The sequence below is a fragment of the Kribbella sp. NPDC055110 genome, from assembly GCF_053607525.1.
Window position 1 is genome coordinate 22885 of the sequence record NZ_JBSGTS010000026.1, and the last position, 18841, is coordinate 41725.

The window sequence follows — 18841 nt, forward strand, 5'->3', positions numbered from 1 at the left end:
TGTTGTGGGTTCTCCGTTGGTACTAGAGGGGAGAACCCACAACGCCAAGGGATATCCGGTCTTCTGTCGGATGGGTGGGAGTTGGAGTGCCGGGAGGCGGGTGGCCTGGGGCTGCCCGTGTCGACAGACCCGCCGGTAGCCGGCTGGGCGATCGGCTGGGCGATCGGCTGGGTGGCCGGCGGGCGATCGGGTTGGTGATCGGGGTGGCGGCGGCGCGGGTGCTGGCGGTGGTGGGATGGGCACGGTCGACAGGTAGTGCACTGGTGAGACGGTGTACGCGCGGGCGTGTTCGCGCTCAGGTGCACTACCTGGCTACCTGACATGTCCTGTCGAGCTTGCACATCACAGCCGGCCCGCACCTCCCTGGAACCGGCCACCGCCCACGCATCAGTCACCGGAGCCGGGCGGCGCGTCAGAGGCGGGGGTCGATGGGCTCCGACTCGAGGGCTAGTACGGCGAAGACGCATTCGTGGATGCGCCACAGCGGTTCTCCGCGGGCGGCGCGGTCGAGGGATTCCAGGCCTAGGGCGTACTCGCGGAGCGCCAGGGAGCGTTTGTGGCCGAGGTTGCGGTCGCGGAGGCGGGTGAAGTTGGCGGGCTCGGTGTAGTCGGGGCCGTAGATGAGCCGCAGGTACTCCTGCCCGCGCACCTTCAGCCCCGGCTGGGCGAGGCCCTTCGCCGTGCGGGTCAGGTTCGCGGCGGGCTTCACCACCATGCCTTCTCCCCCGGCCCCGGTCAGCTCCTCCCACCACGCGATCCCGGCATCCCAGTTGTCCGCGTCAACGAACAGCCGCCGCGTCTGCGTCATCAACTCGGAGCCTGCGGCAACCATCCGGTCCGCGACACCGAGGTGCCAAGCGTGCGGTCGTTCCTGGTACGTCGCCCCTTCGGACGCAAGCACCTGGAACGGCGCGACGCGTACGCCGTCGAGCCCGTCGGTCGGCCAGCAGTACCGTCGGTACGCCGCCGTGAACCGTTCCGCATTCGCCGTACGCCGCTCCGCCGACGCCAGCAGCTCACCGACATCCAGCCCGCTCGCCCGAGCGGAACGTAGCGCAGCGGTTGCTGCTGGCAACGACGTACGGGCGGCCGCGCCGACGGCGGCGTACTGGTTCCGGAGGAGGTCCTCGGCCTTCGCGCTCCACGGCAGCAGCTCCGCATCGAGCAGCAGCCAGGACGTGTCAAGCTCCTCGAAGACACCAGCATCAGCCACAACCGATCGCAGCCGGAGCAGCAACTCGTTGGTCAGGTCCGCGTCGAAGAATGACCGCCCGGTGCGGGTGTGGATCGCGCCGCGGCCGGCCAGACCGAACCGCTTCTCGGCCACGTCGTCGTGCCGCGTCAGCAGTACGACCGCCCGCGAACCCATGTGCTTCTCCTCGCACACCAGCTCGGTGACGCCCTGCGCCCGGTACGTTTCGAACGCCTGCCTCGGGTGCTCCAGCAACCCCGGCTCCGGCGAGGTCGCGACTGGGCTCATCGTCGGCGGCAGGTACAGCAGGAACCGTGGGTCGATCGCGAACCGGCTCATCACCTCAAGCGCCGCACCGGCCTGCTCGGCCCGGATGCTCAGCCGTCCGTGCGACGCGGTCTCGATGACGCGGCGCCCGGTCACGTCGGTCAGCTCGAGTACGTCGGGCTCGCGCGTCGGTGCCGTTGCCACATGCAACGGTTTCGCCGGCGCGTAGTACTCCTCGGCCGCCTGCACCGCCACCAGCTCCCGTTCCGGGTAGCGCAGCGCGGTCAGCGATCCGCCGAAGACGCAGCCCGTGTCGAGGCAGATCGTGTTGTTGATCCACTCCGGCTCGGGTGTCGGCGTGTGGCCGTACACGACCATCGCGCGACCGCGGTAGTCGTTCGCCCACGGGTAGCGCACCGGCAGCCCGAACTCGTCGGTCTCCCCCGTCGTCTCGCCGTACAGGCAGAACGAGCGGACGCGACCCGACGTACGACCGTGCATCCGTTCGACGAGCCCCGCGTGCGACACGACCAGGTTGCCGCCGTCGAACACGTAGTGCGAGATCAGTCCGTCGATGAACGCCGCGACCTCGTCACGGAACTCCGCAGGCTCGTCGGCCAGCTGCTCGAGCGTCGTCTCGAGGCCGTGGCTGATCTTCACGTTCTTGCCGCGCAGCGCGCGCAGCAGCTTGTCCTCGTGGTTGCCGGGGACGCAGTAAGCGTTGCCGGCCGCAACCATTCCCATGACAAGCCGCAGTACGCCGGGAGAGTCGGGACCCCTGTCAACGAGGTCACCGACGAAGATCGCCCGCCGCTCCGGGTGAACCGCGTCCACCGGACGGCCGGCGTCGTCGCGGGTCAGCGTGTACCCGAGATCCGTGAGCAGCCGCTCGAGCTCCGGACGGCACCCGTGCACGTCGCCGATGATGTCGAACGGGCCGGTCTGGTCGGTCATGTCGTTGTACAGCCGTGTCCGTTCGATGCTGACGGCATCGATATCCACGACGCTCTCCAGCACATGAACGGTCCGGAAACCTTCACGCTTCAGGCTGCGCAGCCCGCGCTTCAGCTGCGAGCGCTGCCGGGCGATCACCTTCGACCCGAACTGCCGGTCGGTCCGCTGCTCGTTCCGCTCGACACACACGCGCTCCGGCGGGTCGAGCACGATCGCCACCGGGAGTACGTCGTACTCGCGGGCCAGGTTCACGAGCTCCTTGCGAGCCTCGGGCTGCACGTTGGTGGCGTCGATCACCGTCAACCGCCCGGCGGCCAGCCGCTTCCCGGCGATGAATTGCAGGACCTCGAAGGCGTCCTTCGTCGCGGCCTGGTCGTTCTCGTCGTCCGACACGAGCCCGCGGCAGAAGTCGCTCGAGATCACCTCGGTCGCCAGGAAGTGCTTGCGCGCGAACGTGGACTTGCCGGAGCCGCTGGCACCGACCAGCACGATCAGCGAGAGCGCTGGTACGTCGATCCTCATCGGGCGTCCTCCCGGCGGAACAGTGCGAGCTGGGTCGGCGGTCCTACCTCAGGGTCCTCGGCGCCGACGGCCCGGAACTCCACGGTGTAGCCGAAGCGGTCCGCGACCTGCTCGGACCAGGTCCGGAACTCCGCACCGGTCCACTCGAAGCGGTGGTCCGGGTGCCGGAACTTGCCGGCCGGGAGGGACGGGAAGCGCACGTTGTACTCGCTGTTCGGGGTGGTGACGACGACCGCGGCCGGGCGGGCCGCGCGGAACACCGAGTCCGCCAGGGCGGGCAGGCGTGGCGGGTCGACGTGCTCGACGACCTCCATCAGTACGACGGCGTCGAGCCCGGCGAGCCGCTCGTCGGCGTACGTGACTGACGACTGCAGGAACTTCAGGCGGTCCCGCTGGCGATCCGGCAGGTCGTCGTAGTGCAGCCGCCGCTTGGCCGCGATCAGCGCCCGCGCCGACACGTCCGTCGCGATCAGCTCGCCGATCATGGGGTCCTTCAGCAGCTCGCCGACGAGCGCGCCCTCGCCACATCCGATGTCCGCGATCCGGCGTGCACCGAGCTCGCGCAGTACGTCGGCCACCGTCGTACGGCGTTCAACGGCCAGCGACACCGAGCCCTCATCCGATCCCTCGTCCGCGAGCTCGACCCCGTCCGCCTCGGCCAGCCGTTCGAGCGCCGCGTCGGCCAGGTAGCGCCGGTGTGCGAGGTAGCGGTGCGAGATCAGGTCCTTCTCGGGATGCGCGCCCAGCCAGCCCTCACCGGCGCGGACGAGCTTGTCCACCTCGTCCGATCCGACCCAGTAGTGCTTGGCGTCGTCGAGGACCGGGAGCATCACATACAAGTGCTTGAGTGCATCGGCCAGCAGCAGTACGCCGGTCAGCCGCAGGTCGACGTACCGCGAATCACCCCACGCGGGAATCTCCGGATCGAGCGGGACCGGCCGCGCGTCGACGGTCCAGCCGAGTGGCGCGAACAACCGCTCCGCGAGCTCGGTGCCGCCGTTGCACGGGAGCGCCGGGACGTGCACTTCGAGCGGGATCGGGCGCGCGGCGAGCTCCGGGCGGGCGTCGCAGCGGCCGTTCATCGCCGTACGGAAGAGTTTCCCGAGCGCGACGGCGAGCAGGCTGGAGGCGGCGTACGGGCGGTCGTTGACGTACTGGCCGAGTGTGAAGCCTTCGGCGGCCTTGCCGCGGCCGGACTTCACCAGTCCGATCGGGTCGATCTCGAGCAGCACCGCCGCCGTACACCGCTCGCCGGTCGCCTCCGGGTAGAACACATGGGCCGATCCCCCGGTGACGTCGATCGCCTGCGGACGGGCCGGGTTCTTGTGCAACAGGAACCCGAAATCACTCGCGGGCGCGCCAACTCCGGCCAGATCGGTACCAATCGTCAGGAACACCGTGGTATTCGATCACGGGCCACGGATCGAGACACGCGGATTAGGGTCTGGCGTGTTCGGGGGGTTTGGTTCTAGCTTGTGTTGAGAAGATGAGTCGCTACAGACCGTCCTTCCCCGCTGACAGTCGGTAAATGTCCCCGGTTTGTGGCGAAAGCCCAATCACGCCACTACGGGGAAAGGACCATGGCAACTTCTTTGTGCCACATGGGGTGTCGCCGGTGAAGCCCCAGACCTTCGAACTAGTCCGCTACACCGACATCAGTGGGATCTCCGGGACCGGCGTCGTCGCCGAAGGCTGTGTGTTCACCGACGGCTCGGTCGCACTGCGCTGGCACGGCGCCAACCCGTCGACGGCCGTCTGGCCGGACCTGGACTCCATCCTCGCCGTTCACGGCCACTGCGGCGCCACCGTGGTGCGCTGGCTGGACGTCTCCGAGATGGAACCGGTACCAGGCACCGACCTCCTGCCCGGCGAACTCACGCACATCCTGGCCACTGGCCGCCGCACCCACCACCACCCGCCGGCAGCCGCGTCTGCCTGACCGAGACTTCGTCTGACTGCCCTTACGGGGTGAGGCCGGTCAGCGCGAAGAACTCCTGCCGCGAACTGGGGCTGTCGCGCAGGATCCCGTGCAACGAGGACGTGACCGTCCGCGAACCTGCCGCGCGTACGCCGCGCAACGACATGCACTGATGCTCGGCCTCGATCACGACGCCGACGCCCTTCGGGTCGAGGTGGTCCTGGAGCCAGTCGGCGACCTGCTTGGTCAGCCGCTCCTGCACCTGGAAGTCCCGCGCGAACAACTCCACCACCCGGGCCAGCTTCGAGAGCCCGAGGATCCGGTCGCCGGGCAGGTACCCGACGTGGGCGACGCCCTGGAACGGCAGCAGGTGGTGCTCGCACAGCGACTGCACCGGGATGTCCTTGGCCAGGACGAGCTCGTCGTACCCCTCGTCGTTCGGGAACGTGGTCAGCTCGAACTCGCGCGGCGTCAGCATCTCCGCGTACGCGTTCGCGACCCGGCGCGGGGTGTCCGCCAGGTGCGCGCTCTGCGGGTCCCGCCCGAGAGCGGTCAGCAGGTCCGCGACCGCCCGCTGCGCGGCCGGCAGGTCGATCTCCGCCCGGCGCGCGACGATATGGAGGGGCACGGACTCGAGGTCGGCCGAGATCGCCATCTGCACACTCCCTGAAACGTCAACGAACCGCCATCATACTGTTAGACCAACCGATGTTGTCGATAGAATCATTCCGTGGACACGTCCTGGGACGCCGCTGTTCAGGCGGTCGCCGTACTCGAGGAGCCGACCCGTCGCCGGCTGTACGAGTACGTCGTCGGCCGGTCCGGACCGGTGAGCCGGGACGACGCCGCGAGCGCGCTCGGACTCCCGCGGACCACGGCCGCGTTCCACCTCGACAAGCTCACCGAAGAGGGCCTGCTCGACACCTGCTACGAGCGCCGCACCGGCCGCACCGGCCCGGGCGCTGGCCGCCCCGCGAAGCTGTACCACCGGTCCGACCGCGAAATCGAGATCACCCTCCCCGAACGCCAGTACGCCGTCGCCGGCCACCTCCTCGCCACCGCAATCCAGGACGCCGAAACCAGCAACCTCAGCCCTCGCGAGGCGGTGAACCGCCGAGCCCACGAGTACGGCGAAGCACTGGGCCGAGCCGCCCGCGACCGCGGCGAGGAAGACCTGTTGGTGCAGGTACTCGAGGCGCACGGGTTCGAGCCGCGGCCGGAAGCGGACGGGATCGCGCTGGCCAACTGCCCGTTCCGGCGACTGGCGAAGGACCACCCGCAACTGGTCTGCGGCATGAACCTCCACCTGGTCGCCGGCCTCCTCACCAGCCTCGACACCCCGTTCCAGGCGGAGCTCGCCCCCACTGCCGGTCACTGCTGTGTCCGGATCACCGGACGTGCAACACTCACCAACCCCGCCTGCGACTCGCAAGCAACGGACAGCTGAGCGTGCAGCGCCTACGCGGCGGACGGTTGCTGAGTGGCGGAGGTCCGCCCGTCATTAAGCTCACCCTGTGGCGAAGAAGCAGAGTCAAGGGACGCCGGCGACCGTTGCGCTGACGAAGGCGAAGGTCGACTTCACGACGCATGCGTACGAGCACGACCCGGCGGCGAAGTCGTTCGGGCTGGAGGCCGCGGAGGCGCTCGGGCTGGCGCCGGAGCAGGTGTTCAAGACGCTGCTCGTCGAGGTCGACGGGAAGCTCACGGTCGGCGTCGTACCGGTCGACAAGCAGCTCGACCTGAAGGCGATCGCGGCCGCGGCGGGCGGGAAGAAGGCGGTGATGGCCGACCCGGCCGCCGCCGAGCGCACCACCGGGTACGTCGTCGGCGGCATCAGCCCGATCGGCCAGAAGCGCGCCCTGCCCACGGTCGTCGACAGCACCGCCACCGACCACCCGACTGTCTACGTGTCAGGCGGCCGGCGCGGACTCGACATCGGCCTGTCCCCCACCGCCCTGATCACCGTGACCAACGCCCGTACGGCCGCTATCGCACGGTGAGGTCCTGACAACCGCTAACGTCCGAAGATGTGGGGCCTCCAGCCCTCACATCTTCGGACGCAACGGGGCGGGTCAGCCGGTGATGGTGGGTTTGCCGGTTTCCAGGTGGCCCGAGAGGCGGCGGCGGTACGTCGGGTCGTCGGGGGTCGTGACCTCGACGTCGTACCAGCCGCTGTCGGTCGGCCAGAAGATCGGGCGGGACTGCTTGCCGCGCAGCTCGATCGTCGTGGTCTTGCTGCCGTAGCCGCGGGACTTGAGCTTCACGGTCAGCTGCTTCCGCGAGGCGTTGACCAGGTGCAACTGCAGGGCACCGGCGCGGTTCTCGATGCGTACGTCGAGGCCCGCCGCGGGGCCGGAGGACGTACCGGCGATCTCCGCCCAGAACCGGTTCGGGCCTTGGACTGCGAGCTCGAACGGACCGTCGACGGGGATCGCGATCGCGGTCGGGTTGTCCCCCGGCGTCTTGTCCGCGTGCGTGTGGTGGACATCGAAGTGCGCCGGTGCCGGGAGCTCACCGCCGTACGGGTAGACGGCGAAGTGCGCCGACTGCGGGCCGTGGTTGCTGAGGGCAAGCATCAGCTTGCCGTCGGCCACTGACCCCGAAACCGCTGGTCCGTAAGGGAGTGCGCGGGCGGGGCGCCGGCCGGGTTCCTGCGCCGGGACAGCCTGGTCGGTGGGCGGCGCCGGGTGCCAGCGGTTGATGGGCGCCGGGACCGGTCCGGGCTTGTCGACGGACGGCTGCCGGTAGGTGCGGTCGAAGTCGAACGTCGAGGTCAGGTCACCGCAGACCGTCCGCCGCCAGGAGCTGATGTTCGGCTCGCGGACACCGGTCCAGAGTTCGAGGAACCGCAGTACCGAGGTGTGGTCGAAGACCTGCGAGTTCACGTGACCGCCGACCGTCCACGGTGACACGACGGTCATCGGGACCCGCGGGCCGAGCCCGATCGGCTTCCCGGCGTACCAGTCGTCGCCCTCACCCGACGGGGGCTGCGGTGCGACCGGCGGCGGGACATGGTCGAAGTACCCGTCGTTCTCGTCGAAGTTGATCAGCAGCACGGTCTTCGACCAGGTCTCCGGGTCGGAGGCGATCGCGTCGAGCACGTCGTAGATCAGGTTCGCGCTGCCGACCGGCGTCGACGAGCCGGGGTGCTCGGAATCGACCGCGGACGGGACCAGCCAGCTCACCTTCGGCAGCGTGCCGGCCTTGATGTCGGCGCGCAGCCGCGGCACCAGCGACTCCGGCTCGGACCGGTACATCGCCTTGCGGAACAGGTCCTGCTCGTCGGCCGGGAGCTTCCCGACCGCCGCGTCGAGCTGCTGCAGCGCGACGGTCCGCTCGGCCTCGGTCTTCGCGAAGAGCTTGTCGTAGAACTCCTCGGTCGTCCGGTACCCGCCCGGCACGTTCTCCAGGATCCGGTGCCCGATGTCCTTGAACGTCTTGAAGTACTCGACCGCGTTGTCGGTGAAGTTGTCCCACTCCTGGTAGATCTGCCAGGAGACACCGGCCTGCTCCAGCCGTTCCGGGTACGCCGTCCAGTCGTAGCCCTTGTGGTCGTACGAGTACGCCGCGTTCGTCACCGCGCGCTGCGTCGTACCGGGCTCGTAGCCGACCGTGCCGGACCACAGGTAGTTGCGGTTCGGGTTGGTCGAACCGTTGATCGAGCAGTGGTACGCGTCGCAGATCGTGAACGTCTCGGCGAGCTCGTACTGCAGCGGAATGTCGCGGCGGTCGTAGTAGGTCATCGTGGCGGCCGTCTTGGCCTGCACCCAGTCGTCGTTCCAGCCGCCCGCCCAGGCCTGCGTGGCGTCACCGAACCCGTGCGCCAGCGCGCCGAGGTACTGGATGTCGTCCGGCTTGCGACCCGCGTCGGCGGCGGCCTTCCGGAGCGAGAACGGCAGCACCTCGCCGCCGCCCGTCTTCGGTTGGTGGAAGATGCTCTTGCCGTTGCGCAGCCGCAGCGGCTGACGGTCGCCGTATCCGCGGATTCCGCGCAGCGCACCGTAGTAGTGGTCGAACGATCGGTTCTCCTGCATCAGCACGATCACGTGCTCGATCGCGCGCAGACCACCACGCCTCACAGGTTGCGCCATCGCGGTGTGCAGTGACGGTGGGAGCAGCGAGACCGCTGCCCCACCCGCCACCGAACCGAGCACCAGACGCCGGGAGAGTTCACTCATGGTCCGGACCTTAGGGGTGGTCCGTAGCCGAAGCGAGACCTCGAGGTGAACAGCTATCCGCGTCGGGCGATTGCTGCGTCACGCAGCTTCTCGAGCGTCTGCTCGGTCGTCTCCCAGCTCATGCAGGCGTCGGTGATCGACTGACCGTAGACGAGCTCCCGGGTCGGGTCGAGGTCCTGGCGACCCTCCTGCAGGAACGACTCCAGCATCACGCCGACGATCGCCTGGTTGCCGGCCGCGACCTGCGCACCGATCTCCTCGGCCACCACCGGCTGCCGACGGTGGTCCTTGCGGCTGTTGCCGTGGCTGGCGTCGATGACGACCCGCTCGGCCAGTCCGGCCTTGCGCAGCAGCTCCTGCGCGCCGGCGACGGACTCCGCGTCGTAGTTCGGGCCGCTGTCCGAGCCACGAAGTACCAGATGGCAGTCCGGGTTGCCGCGGGTGTGCAGGATCGCGGGCGCGCCGTCGTGGTCGATACCGGTGAAGACATGCGGTACGGCGGCCGCCTTGATCGCGTCGACGGCAGTGGCGATCGATCCGTCGGGGCGGTTCTTCATCCCGATTGGCATCGACAGGCCCGACGACAGCTGCCGGTGGACCTGGCTCTCCACGGTCCGGGCGCCGATCGCACCCCAGCCGACGGTGTCCGCGATGTACTGCGGTGTGATCGGGTCGAGGAACTCGCAACCGACCGGGAGGCCGAGCTCGCTGACCTGCACGAGCAGCCGCCGGGCGATCCGCAGACCGCGGTTCACGTCACCGGAGCCGTCCAGGCCCGGGTCGTTGATCAGGCCCTTCCAGCCCAGCGTCGAGCGCGGCTTTTCGAAGTACACGCGCATCACGACGAGGAGGCCGTCGGACAGCCGCTCCGCGAGTGGGCGGAGGCGTTCGGCGTACTCGAGGGCCGCGTCGGCGTCGTGGACCGAGCACGGGCCGACGACGACGAGCAGGCGGTCGTCGACACCGTTCAGTACGTCGGCCACGGCCTGACGACCGTCGGCGACGGTCCGGGCGACGTCGTCGCTGAGCGGGAACTCGTCGTGCAGGGCAAGCGGGGTGACCAGCGGGACGGTCTTCTCGATCCGTCGGTCGACGACTCGGGCCTGTTCGCGGCTCTGTTCGCTCGGTTTCGGGAGGGTGTTCATTCTGGGGACCTTTCCGCCGGTCCGCATGCGTGCGACGCAGTCAGCCGGCTGGGAACGAGAAAAGGCAAGGACGGTTGTCCTTGCCTTCGTGCCGGCTCTGGTGTCTGCGGGTGGGCGTCAGCGATCGGCTGAGTCGCCCGGCACCAGGGCCGGCCACTCAAAAAATCGCCAATAGCTACGCGTCACGGGTAGGACAGTACCACCCTCGACAGTGGAGCGCGTTTTCAGGCGTCGGTCGGTTGCTCGCCAGTAACCACCTGACGGTCGCCGTCGTTGACTGCTGCAAGACCGGGTCGAGACATCGGGGAGTGCAGCAGGTGGTGAGGCCGCGAACCTTCGAGTTGGTTCGGTACCGAGATCCCAGTGGCGTTTCCGGGACCGGCGTGGTGGCGGAAGGGTGTGAGTTCACCGACGGCTCGGTGGCCCTGCGCTGGCGCGGCGACAACCCGGCGACAGCCGTCTGGCCGAACGTCGAGGCGATCCTGGCCGTGCACGGCCACCAGGGTGCGACCGAGATCCGCTGGATCGAGGCACAGACGGCACAGACCGGGCCGGCCGCGCCACGAGCCGGCCTCGACAACCTCTTCGACGAGCTGCACCAGGTGCGGCCGCCGTCCCTGACCGACTCGCCACCGCCCGGCCACACCCGTGGATGGGCGGGGGCCAGACATCTCAGGTAGAACATGCCCGTGACGCAGATCTACCTCGTTCGGCATGGTGAGCCGGACTACGGGCCGATCGACTCCCGCGGCTGGCCGGGGATGGCGGCCGACTCCGCCCCGCTCACCGCGCTCGGCATGAAACAGGCCGAGGAGCTCGCCGACGTACTCAGCGGCATCCGCGCGACGTACCTGGTCAGCTCCCCATTCACCCGGGCTCTGCACAGCGCCGCGATCATCGGCCACCGGCTCGCGCTCGGCGTGAAGGTCGACTACGACCTGCGCGACTGGCTGCCGGACCACACCGGTCTGTGGCGCAGCGCCGCCGACGTCCGCGCGGCGAAGGCCGAGCTCGAGGCGTACGACGGGGAGTGGCCGGACGGCATCCAGCGTCCCTGGGAGCCGCTGTCCCGGGTCCGTGAACGCGCCCGCGCCGCCCTCGCCCGGCACACCGCCAGCACCGACGGACCGGTTCTGGCGATCACGCACGCGACGGTGATCCGGGCTCTGACCGGGGAACGCGACACACCGCACGGCGCCCACGAGTACTACCGGATCGACCGTGAAATCGGTGCCTGAGGCATCTGCACGTGCAGACGAACTTGCACCGTTAAAGTGACCTATGTCACATCAGGTGATGACGTGAACACGCCCGCCGCCTGAAATCCGCCGATCACGGCCCGCGACGACACGCGGGGATAACGAATGGCCCGAACTTCGAGACAACAAGGGTTGAACTCGCTCTGAGATGAGCATAGTTTTCACCGAGCGCCCGTCCGCGCTTACGGTGAGTCATAGGAGGTTGCCATGTCGAGAGGGATGCCTCGCCTGCCCCGCCCGCTCATGGATCTATGGGACTGGCAGTCGCAAGCGGCTTGCCGCGACGTCAACCCGGAGCTGTTCTTCTCGCCCGAATCGGAGCGTGGCGTTCGCAAACGCGCCCGCGAGATGGTGGCGAAGTCGCTCTGCGGGACCTGCCCGGTCCAGCCCGAATGCCGCCAGCACGCCCTCGCCGTCGGTGAGCCGTACGGCGTCTGGGGCGGCACGACGGAGTCCGAGCGCGACAACACCCTCCTGCCCGAACACCGGAAGTCCGCGTAGGCGCAGCCGACGACCGCCGCGTAAGGCCTGTGTGAAAACTCAGGCCTTACCGTCGTCGGTCTCGGACGGGGAGTCCTCGGACCCCTTCGTGTCCTTCGGCTTCTTCGGCGGTTTCGGCTCGTCCGCCGGGTCCTCGGGCTCGGGCGGTCGCACGGTCGTGCGCGGGTCCCGGTAGCGGTCCAGTGACTTGAGGAAGTCCGGATCGTCGTCGGGCGCCGCCGGCCGCGGGGCGTGCTGTGTCGGTTCCCGCCGTACGACGGTCTCCTCGCGGTCGACGTACGCGCGCGACATCAGCAGCCAGACGATCGGCCCCGCGAACGGGACGAACACGATCAGGACGATCCACAGCAGCTTCGGCAGATGCGGCACGTCTTCGTCGGGTGTCTGGATGCACGAGAACAGCGCGTAGACGGTGAGCACCAGGCTGATCAGGAACGGCAGAAATCGGACCACGTTCCAACAGTACGGCCACGGCTGTGTCAGCGAGCGGACGTGGTGAGTCCTCGCGCGCGCAGCACCGAGTTCTCCAGCGGCCGGAACACCAGCAGTTCGATGCCGACGCCGACCACGAAGATCAGCACGATCCCGGCGAACACCATCGAGATGTCCGACAGCGACATGCCGTCGTGCAGGTACTGGCCGAGGCCCTTGCCGAGCTCCGGCGAGGTCGCGATCAGCTCGGCCGCCATCAGCGACCGCCACGAGAACGCCCAGCCCTGCTTGAGTCCGCCGAGGAACCCGGGCAGCGCGGCCGGCAGCAGGATGTACCGGATCCCGCCGAAGCGGCCCGCTCCGAGCGCCTTGCCGACGCGCGGCAGGATGGGCGGCACCTGGTCGAGACCGGACACCAGCCCGTTCGCGATCGACGGCACCGCGCCGAGCAGCACCACCCAGTAGATCGCCCGGTCGTTCAGCCCGAACCACAGGATCGCCGCCGGCACCCACGCCACCGACGGCAGGCTCTGCAGGCCCGACACGAGCGGCCCGATCCCCCGCCGTACGACCTGGATGTTCGCGATCGCGAGCCCCAGCGGCACGGCGATCAGCAGCGAGATCGCGAACCCGATGACGGCGCGGTGCACGGACACCCAGAACAGTTCGACGATGTCGCCGCTCGTCACCAGCTGCCAGATCTGCCCCCACACGTCGATCGGCGCGGGCAGTTTGAACTCGGGCCAGAACGCGGCCGCCCAGAGCGCCTGCCAGATCGCCAGCAGGACGACGATCGCTCCGACCGGTGGCAGTACGCGCGCAGCGATCCGCCGTACCCGCGAGCCCTCGGGCGCGTTGACGGGTGTGTCGAGGGCGTCCAGGCCGGCCTCGACGGATCCTTCCTGGACGTCAAGCGGCATGACTGCTGATCACCTTGCGCAGCGCGGTGTTGATCTCGTCGACCGCACTGTCGGGGGCGTCGTCGACCTCCCACTGCTGCACGACGCGCCCAGGACGCGACGACAGCAGTACGACGCGTTGCCCGAGCCGCACCGCTTCGCGGACGTCGTGCGTGACGAACAGGATCGCCGTACCGGTGGCACGCCAGATGCGCAGCAGCTCACCCTGGAGTACGTCGCGGGTGATCGCGTCGAGCGCCGAGAACGGCTCGTCCATCAGCAGCAACGACGGCTTCCCGGCGTCAGCGCTGTCCGTGGTGGACGCGAGCGCGCGGGCCAGGGCGACCCGCTGCCGCATGCCGCCGGACAGCTCGTGCGGCCGCTTGTCGCCGAGGCCGGCGAGCCGCACGAGCTCCAGCAGCTCTGCGGCCTTGGTCCGCCGCTGAGCCTTCGGTACGCCGGCCATTCGCAGCGGAAGCTCGACGTTCCCGGCCGCCGTCAGCCACGGCATCAGCGCGGGCTCCTGGAAGACGACCGCCGGGCGCGACGAGTTCAGCTCGATCCGGCCGCTCGTCGGCCGGTCCAGCCCGGCGACCAGGTTGAGCAGCGTGGTCTTGCCGCACCCGGAGGCCCCGAGCAGGCAGACGAACTCGCCGGCACCGACCTCGAGATCGACACCGTCCAGCGCGACAACCGCCTTCCGGCCGCTGCCGAACGCCTTCCCTACTTGGTGAAACCGCACCGGAGTGAGCTGATCGGGCGGCGCGTCGACTGTGGCGGTCATCGAGCTCTCCTTACGACTACGCGGCTGCTACTTGGCTGCTACTTGGCTGCTACTTGGTGTCCAGGCCGGCGGCGTCGACCGCCGGCTTGCCTGCCTGGGTGAGGACCTGGTTCAGCGGCCCGAGGTCCGCGAAGCCCGCGACGTTCGGCGCCTGCTTCGCGATCCCCGCGGTGACCTGGTCCTTGGCCAGCTGCGGGAAAGTGGAGGCGATCGGATCCGCGGTGATCTTGATGTGCTCCCACGCCCGGTCGATCACGGCCGGCTTCAACGACTTGCCGGTCGCTGCCTTGAGCTGGTCGTTCACCACGGTCTTCGCCTGGGCGGCGTCCGACGTACTGAAGTCGATCGCCGCGTTCAGCCCCTTCAGCAGCGCCGTCACCGTCGCCGGGTGCTCCTTCAGGAACTGCGTCCGCACGATCAGCACGGTCGTCGGGAACTGCCCACCGGGCCACAGCGTCGCCTCGTCGAGGAGCACCTTCGCGCCCGCGTCCAGGACCAGCCGGGACGACCAGGGCTCGGGCAGCCAGGCCGCGTCCACATCGCCCTTCTTGAACGCGTCCAGCGTCTGCGCGTTCTCCAGGTTGGTCACCTTGACCTTGCCGGTCAGCTGGTTCTGCGCGAGCCACTTCTTCAGCGACACGTCCTGCGTGTTGCCGAGCTGCGGCGTGACGACGGTCTTGCCGACCAGGTCAGCCGGCTTGGTGATCGTCGGCTTGACCACGAGCTGCGCGCCGCCGGACGTGGCGCCGGCGATCAGCCGGACCGCCTCGCCGTTCGACTTCGCGTAGGCGTTGATCGCCGGGCCGGAGCCGATGAACGACGCGTCCAGCGAGCCGCCGAGCAGCGCGCCGACGGCCTCGGGGCCGGCGTTGAACTTGGTCGGCACCAGCTTCGTGCTGCCGAGTTCCTTGGTGAACAGGCCCTTGCCGAGACCGATCAGCGCGGCGGCGTGGGTGACGTTCGGGAAGTAGCCGAGCCGTAGCTCGGTGGCGGGCCCCTTGTCGGTCGACGCGGCGGCTGTCTCGTTGCTGTCGGAGCGCGAGCAGCCGGCAGCGGTGACAGCGACCGTGAGGGCCAAGGCGGCGGCGAGCAGACGGAACGGACGGGTGGCGGAGATGCTCACAGGAGAACCTTTTGTCTTGAAGGAAGGTGCAGCTCAGGAAGCGGGCTCGAGCTCGGTTTCGTCGAGCAGCCGTTCGGCCGCGCGGACGGTACGGCGAGCCGCGGCGCGAACGCCGTACGGGCGGGAAGGACGCGGGCCGGAAGGTACGCCGGCGGTCAACAACCTGAGGAGTTCACGCGGAGCAGATCGACGTGCCGACGCCGCGTGAGGGCGTCACCGGGCGCGTTCGAGACGATCTGCATAGGACTATGAAAGCGGACAAAGTCGAGCAAGATGCTGAGGTTTCATTATTTGGACTTGTCAATCACTTACCGAGACAAACGATCAAATGTGATCATCGGCCGGATCTGGTCAGGCGGTTGAAAGCCGGGCGCGCGACTGCCTACGGTCCTGAGCGTGCTAGTCCCCCGATCTCTCAAGACCGAGTACGCCGCTCAGCCCCTGGGCGTCGACGTGTCTCGGCCACGCTTCAGCTGGATCGCCGTCGCACCCGGGTACGGCGCCACGCAGACGGCGTACCAGATCCTGGTCGCCACCGCGCCGGAGTTGCTGACGCCGGAGCGCGCCGACGTGTGGGACTCGGGGAAGGTCGAGTCGGCGCGGACCTTCGGGATCGAGTACGACGGTCCGACGGCGGCGCGGACGCGGTACCACTGGGCCGTGCGGCTGTGGGACGACCTGCCTGGTGAGTGGGCTGCACCGGAATGGTTCGAGACCGGGCTGCTCGACGAGGGGTTCGGCACGGCACGGTGGATCGGCGGCGTGACCGACAGCGCTCCCTTGTTGCGGCGTGGATTTGCCGTCGACGGGACCGTCCGCCGAGCGCGGTTGTATGCGAGCGGTCTCGGGTACGCCGACCTGCGGGTCAACGGGCACGCGGTGAGTGACGCCGTACTCGATCCGGGCTTCACCGCCTACGACCGCACGGTTCTCTACGTCACGCACGACGTGACCGGGCTCCTGCGGGCCGACGACAACGTGGTCGGCGCCGAACTCGGGCGCGGGTTCTTCGGACTGACCTCGGTGAACGTCTGGCGCTGGCACGACACTCCGTGGACCGCCGACCCGCGGCTGATCGCCCGGTTGGTCGTCGAGTACGACGACGGTCGCGTGGACGAGGTCGTCACGGACGAGTCGTGGCGCATCATGGGCGGTCCGACGCTGTCGGACTCGCTCTACACCGGTGAGACGTACGACGCCCGCCGCGCGCTGCCCGGCTGGGACACGGCCGGCTTCGACGACTCCGCCTGGTCCGCCGCATCGGTCGTCGAAGCGCCCAAGGGGAAGCTGACCGCACAGGCCCACGAACCGATCCGAGTCGTCGAGACCGTCGACCCGGTCGAGGTCACCGAGGTGCGGCCGGGCGTGTGGATCGTGGACTTCGGGCGAACCGTGGCGGGCTGGACGAGGCTGTCGACCAGCGCGCCGGCCGGGACGACGATCAGCCTCACGCACGGCGAGACGGTTGCTGATGGCAACGTCGTGGCGAAGAACGAGCACGTCCAGGGCGATCGGATCCAGCGCGACGAGTATGTTGCAGCCGGCAACGGTACCGAGACGTGGGAGCCCCGGTTCTCGTACAAGGGTTTCCGATACGTGCAGGTCGAGGGCGCGCGGGCCGAGGTGCAGATGCGGGTGGTGAACTCGGACGTCCCGTCGGTGACCCGGTTCGCCTCGACGCAGGCGCCGTACGAGCAGTTCGAGCACGCGATGCGGCGGACGATCCTGAGCAATCTGCACGGGATCCCGACCGATACGCCGTACTTCGAGAAGAACGGCTGGACCGGCGACGCGCAGGTCGGCGCGCCGACGATGCTCGCGACCCTCGACCTGGCGCGGTTCTTCACCAAGTGGCTCGGCGACATCCGGGACAGTCAGGCCGACTTCGGGCAACTCCCGGTGATCGTGCCGACCAGCGGCTGGGGCTTCACCGACCTCTCCCCCGCGACCGAATGGCCGACTGTCTATCCGTTCCTGTTGCGCGAAATGTACCGCTGGTACGGCGACGAGCGGCTGCTTCGCGAGCACTGGGACTCGCTGACGCGGTACCTCGCGTGGGAGCTGGACCGGGTCGAGGACGGCTTGTCGGTGAGTGTGCTCGGCGACTGGCTGCCGCCTGGGTACGGGAGCGGTCCGGCGCCGGAGGACCGGCGACTGACGGGTACGGCGTACCTGTACCGGGCGCTCGTGGTCGCGGCCGAGATCGGCGAGCTGATTGGGCAGCCCAACGAATACGTGAAGGCGGCGGGTGAACTCGCCGACGGGCTGAACCGGACGTTCCTGGATCGCGCAGAGGGTCGGTACCGGTCGGCCGACGACCCGGACTACCGGCAGACGTCGAACGCCGTACCGCTGGCGTTCGGGATCGTGCCACCCGAGTTCGTCGAGCGGGTCGCGGCCGGGCTGGCCGCCGACGTCGAGGCGCGTGGCTTCCATCTCAACACCGGCTGCCTGGGCGTCGGCGTACTGCTGCCGGTGCTGACCGCGCACGGGTACGGCGACGTGGCAACAAAGGTCGCGCTACAGCGGAGCTACCCGAGCTGGGGCTACTGGTTCGACCAGGGCGCGGACACCATGTGGGAGAAGTGGGAGGACGATTCGCGGTCGCGCAACCACTACTTCCAGGGCACGGTCGTGCAGTGGATCTTCGAGAACGTCGCCGGGCTGCGCGTCGTCGACGCCGGCAGCGAGCGGATCGTCGTACGGCCGGACGCCCGCGACGAGGTGGACTCGGCGAGCATCCGGACCGAGACGATCCGCGGGCGGGTGGCGGTCTCGTGGAAGAAGACCGGACGGGTGCTGTCGCTGGACGTCCAGGTGCCGGTCGGTACGACGGCCGAGGTGCATGTGCCGTCAGCGCGGGCCGCGGACGTCGACGCGGTGCCGCGGGCGTTCGCGGGTACGCCGACGTACGCCGACGGGTACACGATCTACAGCGTCGGGGCCGGGCAGTGGTCCTTCACGAGCCGGTCCGCTTCTTATAGATGAGGTCGCGGACCTCGCGGCCCTCCGCCTGCGCGCGGGACTCGAACTTGGTCACCGGGCGCCACTCGGGCCGCGGGGCCCAGCCGCCGTGCTCGTTACGCAGCGACGGTTCGGCCTCGCACACTTCGAGCATGCGGTCGGCGTAGTCCGCCCAGTCCGTTGCCAGGTGCAACGTTCCGCCCGGCCGGAGGCGGTCGGCGATCAGCCCGACGAACGGCCCCGTGACGAGGCGGCGCTTGTGGTGCCGCTTCTTCGGCCACGGGTCCGGGAAATAGATCCGTACGCCGGCCAGCGCGCCGGGAGCGACGTGATCACGCAGGAAATCCACCGCGTCGCCCTGCAGCAGGCGGACGTTGTCGAGGTCGTACTTCTCCACCCACAGCATCAGCTGACCGAGGCCGGCCGGGTACACCTCCGCGGCCACGTGGTTCACCTCCGGCGCGGCGACGGCGAGCTGCGCGGTCGCCTCTCCCATCCCGGAGCCGATCTCCAGCACGGTCGGCGCCGTACGACCGAACCAATCGGCCAGATCCAGCTCACCGGGCGGCAGATCCTCTTGCGTCCGGCCGAGCTCCGGCCACCGCGTCTCCCAGACACGCGTCTGCCCGGCCGTCATCCGCACACTGCGGCGGACGGTGCTGAAGACGCCCGGTTGCCTGACCTGCTGTACCGCTTCCACCAG

18 protein-coding genes are annotated in these 18841 nt (G+C 69.1%); 7 read left to right on the plus strand and 11 right to left on the minus strand.

Annotated features, from left to right (window positions below):
* Nucleotides 1–412 precede the first annotated feature (412 nt).
* Entirely contained in the window at nucleotides 413–2935 is a 2523-nt protein-coding gene (locus ACWF0M_RS30640; RefSeq protein ID WP_452239201.1) for a polynucleotide kinase-phosphatase, read from the minus strand.
* Entirely contained in the window at nucleotides 2932–4332 is a 1401-nt protein-coding gene (locus tag ACWF0M_RS30645; RefSeq protein WP_452239202.1) for a 3' terminal RNA ribose 2'-O-methyltransferase Hen1, read from the minus strand. Before ACWF0M_RS30645 ends, ACWF0M_RS30640 begins: the two co-directional genes overlap by 4 nt.
* Nucleotides 4333–4550: 218 nt before the next feature.
* Between ACWF0M_RS30645 and ACWF0M_RS30650 the strand changes: the two genes are divergently transcribed.
* Nucleotides 4551–4874, plus strand: a complete 324-nt coding sequence (locus ACWF0M_RS30650) for a hypothetical protein (protein ID WP_452239203.1) — start codon at nucleotides 4551–4553, stop codon at nucleotides 4872–4874.
* A 22-nt stretch (nucleotides 4875–4896) separates the two neighbouring features.
* Here the strand turns inward: ACWF0M_RS30650 and folE are convergent, their stop codons facing one another.
* Nucleotides 4897–5508, minus strand: a complete 612-nt coding sequence (gene folE / locus ACWF0M_RS30655) for a GTP cyclohydrolase I FolE (protein ID WP_452239204.1) — start codon at nucleotides 5506–5508, stop codon at nucleotides 4897–4899.
* Nucleotides 5509–5583: 75 nt separating this feature from the next.
* On the opposite strand from folE, the gene ACWF0M_RS30660 reads away from it, so the two are divergent.
* Entirely contained in the window at nucleotides 5584–6300 is a 717-nt protein-coding gene (locus ACWF0M_RS30660) for a helix-turn-helix transcriptional regulator (RefSeq protein ID WP_452239205.1), read from the plus strand.
* Between the two features lie 67 nt (nucleotides 6301–6367).
* The gene (gene ybaK / locus ACWF0M_RS30665) at nucleotides 6368–6853 is read left to right on the plus strand and encodes a Cys-tRNA(Pro) deacylase (protein WP_452239206.1); all 486 of its coding nucleotides are present in this window, start codon (nucleotides 6368–6370) and stop codon (nucleotides 6851–6853) included.
* Between the two features lie 72 nt (nucleotides 6854–6925).
* On the opposite strand, the gene ACWF0M_RS30670 is transcribed toward ybaK, so the two are convergent.
* Nucleotides 6926–9031 carry a phosphocholine-specific phospholipase C gene (locus tag ACWF0M_RS30670; protein ID WP_452239207.1) on the minus strand — a complete coding sequence of 702 codons (2106 nt, stop codon included), beginning with the start codon at nucleotides 9029–9031 and terminating at the stop codon, nucleotides 6926–6928.
* 53 nt (nucleotides 9032–9084) lie between these two features.
* On the minus strand, nucleotides 9085–10176 hold the full coding sequence (locus ACWF0M_RS30675; RefSeq protein WP_452239208.1) for a 3-deoxy-7-phosphoheptulonate synthase: 1092 nt from the start codon (nucleotides 10174–10176) through the stop codon (nucleotides 9085–9087).
* Between the two features lie 317 nt (nucleotides 10177–10493).
* On the opposite strand from ACWF0M_RS30675, the gene ACWF0M_RS30680 reads away from it, so the two are divergent.
* The 3 genes from ACWF0M_RS30680 to ACWF0M_RS30690 all read left to right on the plus strand — a co-directional run bounded on the left by ACWF0M_RS30680 (nucleotide 10494) and on the right by ACWF0M_RS30690 (nucleotide 11936).
* Nucleotides 10494–10856 carry a hypothetical protein gene (locus ACWF0M_RS30680; RefSeq protein WP_452239209.1) on the plus strand — a complete coding sequence of 121 codons (363 nt, stop codon included), beginning with the start codon at nucleotides 10494–10496 and terminating at the stop codon, nucleotides 10854–10856.
* A gap of 9 nt (nucleotides 10857–10865) precedes the next feature.
* A complete protein-coding gene (locus ACWF0M_RS30685) occupies nucleotides 10866–11414 on the plus strand; it encodes a histidine phosphatase family protein (protein WP_452239210.1) in 549 nt (182 codons plus the stop codon).
* A 264-nt stretch (nucleotides 11415–11678) separates the two neighbouring features.
* Complete coding sequence (locus ACWF0M_RS30690; protein WP_452239211.1) at nucleotides 11679–11936, plus strand: WhiB family transcriptional regulator; 258 nt, start codon at nucleotides 11679–11681, stop codon at nucleotides 11934–11936.
* A gap of 39 nt (nucleotides 11937–11975) precedes the next feature.
* Here the strand turns inward: ACWF0M_RS30690 and ACWF0M_RS30695 are convergent, their stop codons facing one another.
* The 5 genes from ACWF0M_RS30695 to ACWF0M_RS30715 form a co-directional block, all read right to left on the minus strand.
* Nucleotides 11976–12389: a PLD nuclease N-terminal domain-containing protein gene (locus ACWF0M_RS30695; RefSeq protein ID WP_452239212.1), complete on the minus strand. Its 414-nt coding sequence runs from the start codon at nucleotides 12387–12389 to the stop codon at nucleotides 11976–11978.
* A gap of 26 nt (nucleotides 12390–12415) precedes the next feature.
* A complete protein-coding gene (locus ACWF0M_RS30700; protein WP_452239213.1) occupies nucleotides 12416–13288 on the minus strand; it encodes an ABC transporter permease in 873 nt (290 codons plus the stop codon).
* Nucleotides 13278–14051: an ABC transporter ATP-binding protein gene (locus ACWF0M_RS30705; protein ID WP_452239214.1), complete on the minus strand. Its 774-nt coding sequence runs from the start codon at nucleotides 14049–14051 to the stop codon at nucleotides 13278–13280. The genes ACWF0M_RS30700 and ACWF0M_RS30705 overlap by 11 nt, the downstream gene beginning before the upstream one ends.
* 49 nt (nucleotides 14052–14100) lie before the next feature.
* Nucleotides 14101–15174 (minus strand): ABC transporter substrate-binding protein, encoded by a 1074-nt coding sequence (locus ACWF0M_RS30710; protein WP_452239215.1) that lies wholly within the window; start codon nucleotides 15172–15174, stop codon nucleotides 14101–14103.
* 155 nt (nucleotides 15175–15329) lie between these two features.
* Nucleotides 15330–15416: a putative leader peptide gene (locus ACWF0M_RS30715; RefSeq protein ID WP_452239276.1), complete on the minus strand. Its 87-nt coding sequence runs from the start codon at nucleotides 15414–15416 to the stop codon at nucleotides 15330–15332.
* Nucleotides 15417–15570: 154 nt separating this feature from the next.
* Here ACWF0M_RS30715 and ACWF0M_RS30720 point away from each other — a divergent pair, with 154 nt between their 5' ends.
* Nucleotides 15571–18162, plus strand: a complete 2592-nt coding sequence (locus tag ACWF0M_RS30720; RefSeq protein WP_452239216.1) for a family 78 glycoside hydrolase catalytic domain — start codon at nucleotides 15571–15573, stop codon at nucleotides 18160–18162.
* Here ACWF0M_RS30720 and trmB read toward each other — a convergent pair.
* Nucleotides 18134–18838: a tRNA (guanosine(46)-N7)-methyltransferase TrmB gene (gene trmB, locus ACWF0M_RS30725; protein ID WP_452239217.1), complete on the minus strand. Its 705-nt coding sequence runs from the start codon at nucleotides 18836–18838 to the stop codon at nucleotides 18134–18136. The two genes, ACWF0M_RS30720 and trmB, sit on opposite strands and share 29 nt — an antisense overlap.
* Nucleotides 18839–18841: the final 3 nt, after the last annotated feature.